At 41.7% G+C, this 6,000-nt stretch carries 4 protein-coding genes and 1 pseudogene; 1 reads left to right on the forward strand and 4 read right to left on the reverse strand.

Going from position 1 to position 6,000, the window contains the following annotated elements; all coding sequences use genetic code 11:
* Positions 1-189: 189 nt before the first annotated feature.
* The 4 genes and pseudogenes from V7L20_RS09435 to V7L20_RS09450 form a co-directional block, all read right to left on the reverse strand.
* Positions 190-2,919, reverse strand: a complete 2,730-nt coding sequence (locus V7L20_RS09435; protein WP_334743824.1) for a peptidase domain-containing ABC transporter — start codon at positions 2,917-2,919, stop codon at positions 190-192.
* A complete protein-coding gene (locus V7L20_RS09440; RefSeq protein WP_334743825.1) occupies positions 2,813-3,538 on the reverse strand; it encodes a helix-turn-helix domain-containing protein in 726 nt (241 codons plus the stop codon). The genes V7L20_RS09435 and V7L20_RS09440 overlap by 107 nt, the downstream gene beginning before the upstream one ends.
* Before the next feature lie 536 nt (positions 3,539-4,074).
* Positions 4,075-4,155, reverse strand: a pseudogene (locus V7L20_RS09445) (histidine kinase dimerization/phospho-acceptor domain-containing protein); the annotation flags it as partial.
* 13 nt (positions 4,156-4,168) lie between these two features.
* Positions 4,169-5,692, reverse strand: a complete 1,524-nt coding sequence (locus V7L20_RS09450; RefSeq protein WP_334743826.1) for a dolichyl-phosphate-mannose--protein mannosyltransferase — start codon at positions 5,690-5,692, stop codon at positions 4,169-4,171.
* Between V7L20_RS09450 and V7L20_RS09455 the strand changes: the two genes are divergently transcribed.
* On the forward strand, positions 5,693-6,000 hold a 308-nt coding region (locus V7L20_RS09455; protein ID WP_334743827.1), incomplete at its 3' end, for a hypothetical protein.

Genomic DNA, 6,000 nt, shown 5'->3' on the forward strand with positions numbered 1-6,000 from the left:
AGTGGGGAGAATACGGTTTCGTTAATATGTTTGGCTCTCGGAGATTCCCCCAACCCTCCTTAAAAAGAGGGGCTTTTTATTCTTATTACCCCCTTAAAAAGGGGGTTGCCGCAGGCGGGGGGATCAAGTCTTATCCAAACCGTATTGGGAGTGGGGAGACAAGAAAAGTTTCTTCCTTGTCCTCTTATTTCATCCTGCAACATCCAACTGCTGATGATTGAGATAAAAATAATGCCCCCGCTTGGCCATCAACTCTTGGTGAGTCCCACTCTCAATCAACACGCCGCGATCCAGCACTAAAATCAAATCTGCATTCTGCACAGTTGAAAGGCGATGGGCAATTATTAAGGTGGTTCTGCCTTTGAGAATTGTGTTTAAATTGGTCTGAATAATCCTTTCTGACTCTGCATCTAGATGGGAAGTCGCTTCATCTAAAATCAACAGTTTGGGATTGCCTAACAACGCTTTAGCGATCGCAATTCTTTGTCGCTGTCCTCCAGATAACATCCCCCCTCCTTCACCAATCTGGGTTTCATAACCCATAGGTAATTTTTTAATAAACTCATCAGCACCCGCCAATCGCGCCGCCTCAATAATCTCTGCTAAAGTTGCCCCAGGATGTGCCAAGCTAATATTTTCTCGAATCGTTCCGCCAAACAAAAAGGTATCTTGGTCAACTACCCCAACCTGCTCACGTAGAGAACGCAACGAAACACTGGTAATATCCTGCCCATCAATCAACACTTTGCCATCTGTGGGGGGATATAACCCTAAAACCAGCTTAGAAATTGTGGTTTTACCTGAACCACTGCGTCCCACCAAGGCAACCATTTGTCCGCTTTGTATTTCAAAACTAAGATTTTCTAAAACATTGATATCGCTTTCAGGGTGATAGCGAAATGTCACGTTGTCAAAGTAAATGTTACCTTGAATGGGTGGTAAAGATTGCCGCGCCTGATGCTGCAAATCCTCTTCTGGTTCTGCATCCAACACATCATTAATTCGTTCTACCGCAATTACAACTTCTTGCAATTGATTCCACAATACTGTTAATCGTTGGAACGGTCTAATAATATTTCCCAGCAACATATTAAATGCTACTAATTGCCCAATGGTTAGCTGGTTGTGAATCACTTGGTACGCCCCAAACCATAGCAAGACAGTAGTTAACACTGCTTCAGTTGTGTTACTGAATATTTGCAGGCGATTACTAATAATTTGTCCAGAAAAGTTGGTTTTTATTTCCTTACTTAATAACTCTTCCCAATGCCAACGCACTGTTTGTTCTACTGCTGTAGATTTAACTGTTCTTACACCAGAAAGGGCTTCAATCAGATAGCTACTTTCTTTAGCAACAGCATTAAAGATTTCTCTAGAAATCTTTTGTAAAAAAGGTGTGGCAATCAATGCCAGCAGGAAAAAAGGCGGTATAATCACCAACACCAGCAGCGCCATTTTCCAGCTGTACCAAAACATCAATCCTAAATAGATAAAGACAGTGACTAAATCTAGCAAGATGGACAACGCCTCACCGGAGAGGAAACGTTGAATTTTGCGGTTTTCCTGTACACGAGAGATAATATCCCCCACATAACGAGACTCAAAGTAACTCAAGGGTAGCCGCAGGGTATGGCGAATAAATCCGACAATCAGTGCTAAATCGAGCTTATTCGCCGTGTGGTCTAGCAGATATTGCCGCAACCCCGTCATCGCCACACGGAATAAACTAAAAATCAGTAACCCTAACCCTACCGCCGTTAAGGTTAGTTCAGAACGCTGCACCACCACTCGGTCTAAAATTAACTGCGTGAATAGGGGAGTAACAAGTCCAAAAATCTGGATAAATAAAGAAGCGACAAACACTTCCAGCATTACTAAAGAGTGAGGCTTGATCAACTCAAAAAATTGCCAAAAGGGAGTTGTAGTCTCTTTGGCATCCTTTAACCAGGCTGTGGGTTGCAGCAGCAGTGTATAGCCAGTCCAGTTGGCTTTAAATTCGGCATGGCTGAGGGTGCGTTGACCAATGGCGGGGTCGGCTACAATGACGTGTTTGGGCGTAATTTCGTAGACAACGATGTAATGCTTGCCTTCCCAATGGGCGATCGCAGGCAGTTTTTGCTTCGCTAATTGGTTAAGACTCGCTTTCACAGGTCGTGTGGCAAACCCAATACTTTCCGCCGCCGCCGATAACCCCCGCAGTGATGAACCATTACGATCAACATTGGCGATATCCCGGAGGCGATTGACACTAAAATTTTTCCCCCAATAGCGAGACACCATTACTAAACAAGCTGCACCACAATCTGATCCACTCTGTTGAGCAAAAAACGGATAGCGCCGAATCACACGCTGTAATAAATGCCCTACTCGCTGCGTAGAGTTGGGAAAATAGGCTTTGCTTATTTTTTTCTCGCGTGGCTTTACTGCTGGCGTTGACAAAATCTTTGTTTCATGCACTTTTTTTGAGTCAGATGGCAGTACTGGGGGGTTATCCGAGTCTACCTGTTGGGAGTTACGTGATCGCGCCTTAGCCCAGAAATGCTCCCGAATTTGGGGATATATAGCCATCAATGGCCATAACACTTCACCCGGAACAAAGCACAGTTGCAAGTTTACTGAAGCCCTGGCAGCGTAAGGTTTAAAGTCACCCTCCTTAAACAAGGTAAATTCTCCAAATGAGTCACCTGCCTCTAAAGTGGCGATTAACTCATCGGCGCTATCTAGTAACCTGACCTTACCAGCGATCGCAATATAAATTCCTGGTTGAGCATCAGTTCCTTGCCAGAATTTGCCGACTTTCGGGTTGATAAATTTAACTTGTTGAAGACAGTGTTGAAATTCCTCTCTCGAAAGAGAATAACCCAGAGTTTTGTTGAACTGTTCCAGAGAAACCAACCCAGCAGATATATCTTGCGCCATAGATGTCTGAATCCTTTCCTAATGTTGCGAAGTTCAGAGACATAAATTCTGAATCATCTGGAATAGCTGCTGATTTCAGGTCACCAATGAAGATTTTGGAACTCTTAGCCTGCTCATGGCTGTTTGCTTCAGAATTGTTGGGTTTTGGTAGTGTAGATAATCCCATCTGTTTGAGCAGTCGCTTGATATGGCGATCGCTCACCTCAATCCCAAATTCTTTTGCTAGATGTTTCCCTAGCCAGTTTGTTGTCCACCGCCGAAAAGCATAGCCATGATCGCGGGGACTACTTTTAATCAGTTCTTTTAAACGTTCTAAATACTCGTCATTTATTGCCTTCGGGCGACCAATGGGGCAATCTTGCCATTGGTGCGCCATCCCTGTTCGGGCTATGTGCATCCAATGCCTCGCTGTTGCTGGACAACACCCCAAAATCTGACAAATTGACCTTTGGGTTTTTCCCTCATCTGCCAACAACATGATTTCAATACGTTGTCGGTAAGATTCAGGTAAACTTTTTTCCAAACTTACTAACAGTAATTTACGCTGAAATAATGTTAAATACTTACCGTTAGTTACTCTTATATATCTTGTTTCAATTTTCGTATTGCAGTCAGACATACACGTATTATTGACTAGGTTTTTGGACACACGAATGTCTTATGAACGATTCATAATTTGACAGTTATTGCTAAGGTTAAGTAGAAAGATTGCAAAAAATAGTTTTTCTTGCAACTGTAGTACTTATCACCATTTAGTTTTAGTTTTATGCAAAAAATAATTTAGTTAAGCGATATTTCTGGCAATTTTTTTTGAATATTGCTTTTGTATATATAGATTAGGCTACAAATCCAATTTATAAATTTCGAAAATAGTTGCTAAATTTTAGTAAGGTTTTGTAAAGATAAATTTCTGGTGAGCAGAGAAAAAAGTTATATCAGTCCTTTCAAGGTGGGTGGAAATTTTAGTTCATAAATTCTTCTTTAACCTCTTATCCCTGTGTTCTCTACGCTTCTGTAGTTATAAAAATTACTTTTAAACCGCAGAGGCACAGAGAAGCCAGTGCGCCCTTGCGGTTCCCGGACTTGGAGCAACTGGCGCAACGCTGAAAGAAAAAATAGATTTTACTAGTCACTTTGAAAGGGCTAGTCCTATTAGTTTTGTAGCAATCCAGCAGCCAAGAGAATAGTATTTAAAGGATTGCGAATGTCATGGGAGAGCATTGAGACAAATTCAGAAATTCTTCTTTAATCAAATCCAAGAGTTGAACCACATTCGCAGCTTATAATCGTGAGGTGAGAGGGGTAAACCCAAATAAATGGGCATCCAGAAAATAAAAGCAGCCAGAATGATAAAAGTAATAGTGACACCTAGTGCCCGGAGTTGTTGATAATAACTGCGAAGACATTGATCGACAAACCAAGCGATCGCTAAAAATATAAACACCACTGCACACATATAATGGTAGATAAAAACGCACCTTGTTACTTCCACCCAAGGTAATAAATTGGCAGCGTAATTTATAACTAAATACAAAGCAATCCAAGTATCAACACTAAGAGTTGCAGGTACAGAAAAACGCCTTTCTTTTACCCAAGAAATTATGGCTTGTGACACCAGCATCCCTACTAAAAACAACATTGCAGCAATACCAAACCACCACAAAAATGGATTGCCCATTGCATGGACATCATAAATAACTTGTCCAGCACCAGCAGGCAAAGGCGGGCCCATCACAGGTAAAGGTTCAGTGATACTTTCAGCCGTTTGATAATAATATGCCATTGGTCGAGTCATCAACGGCCATTTGTACCAGGCAGCACAATAAGGATGCACGTTAGGACTATTACCACCTAGCTGTAAGTGAAACTTCAAAATTTGCTGATGTACTGCAATAAATCCATAAGTTTTATCTAGTTGAAGGTGAGGAATCCAGATGATGCTGTAAATCAAAGCTGGAATAATTCCTAGATAAAACAGCATGTGAAAAATATTTAGCTGAGTTAGATTTTGTAGTGGTGTCTGAGATGATGATGGTAGGGATGGGGGAGAATAAGTACTAACTCTTACCTCCTGACTCGTGCCTTCTGCTTCCTTCAATGAAGAAGATGTAAAAAAGAGTTTGGAGTTAAGCAAAGAATATATCAAATGGATTACCCAAGCTGCTACCCAAATGAGATAAGTACCTGAGAGGAACCATAAACCATTCCACTTAGTACCGACTGACGCACCAAAAGCAATGCCAGCAAAAACTAACCAAAAAGAACGTCGCCGATTTTGGTTATCTAATGCCAATAATAAAAACCAGTGCCCTAATAAACCAAAGATGACGATATAAATATTACTTAAAGCATAGCGAGATTCAACTAGAAAGATGCCATCACAAGCTGTGAACAAACCTGCAAGTAGAGCAAAGCTACGACGATAACTCAATTGATAAGCGATCGCAGCTACTACTAAAGGGATAAATGAGCCAGTGAGGGCATTTAACCACCGATAAGTCCAAGGCGATCGCAACGATCCTGTCAGTCCATTTACCGTATCGTGCCAAAAAGGAATGTGACTGCCAATCCAAATGCCAATGCCGATCATATATTGACTTAACGGCGGATGAGCATTAAAAAATGGCGTATGCGTGAGATAATTATTACCAAATTTTGCAAAGTAAACTTCATCAAATACCAGAGTGTTAAATCGCTCCAGTCCCCAAAACCGTAAGGCAAGTGAGAGAAGAAATACACTCACCATCCCAATTCGGAACCATTTTTTAGTCATTTGTCATTAGTCATTTGTCATTGGGCATTGGGCATCCCTTCGGCTTACTTCGACTACGCTCAGTACAAGTCGCTCAGGGCAAGTGGGCATTGGGCATGGGGAATAGGGGATGAGTCTTTGATACTCGTGAATGAGTCTTTGATACTCGCTGACGAGTCTTTAATACTCGCTGACGAGTCTTTGATACTCGTGAATGAGTCTTTAATACTCGCTGACGAGTCTTTGATACTCGTGAATGAGTCTTTAATACTCGCCGACGAGTCTTTGATACTCGTGAATGAGTCTTTAATACTCGCCGACGAGTCTTT

Origin of the sequence: Nostoc sp. (assembly GCF_036916735.1) — a bacterium.
In the GTDB taxonomy this organism is placed as follows: Bacteria; Cyanobacteriota; Cyanobacteriia; order Cyanobacteriales; family Nostocaceae; genus Nostoc.

What these genes read in the sequence shown, in the direction of transcription:
- V7L20_RS09435 (WP_334743824.1), bottom strand. Translation starts at nt 2,919, where the DNA reads ATGGCGCAAGATATATCTGCTGGGTTGGTTTCTCTGGAACAGTTCAAC.
- V7L20_RS09440 (WP_334743825.1), bottom strand. Translation starts at nt 3,538, where the DNA reads ATGTCTGACTGCAATACGAAAATTGAAACAAGATATATAAGAGTAACT.
- V7L20_RS09450 (WP_334743826.1), bottom strand. Translation starts at nt 5,692, where the DNA reads ATGACTAAAAAATGGTTCCGAATTGGGATGGTGAGTGTATTTCTTCTC.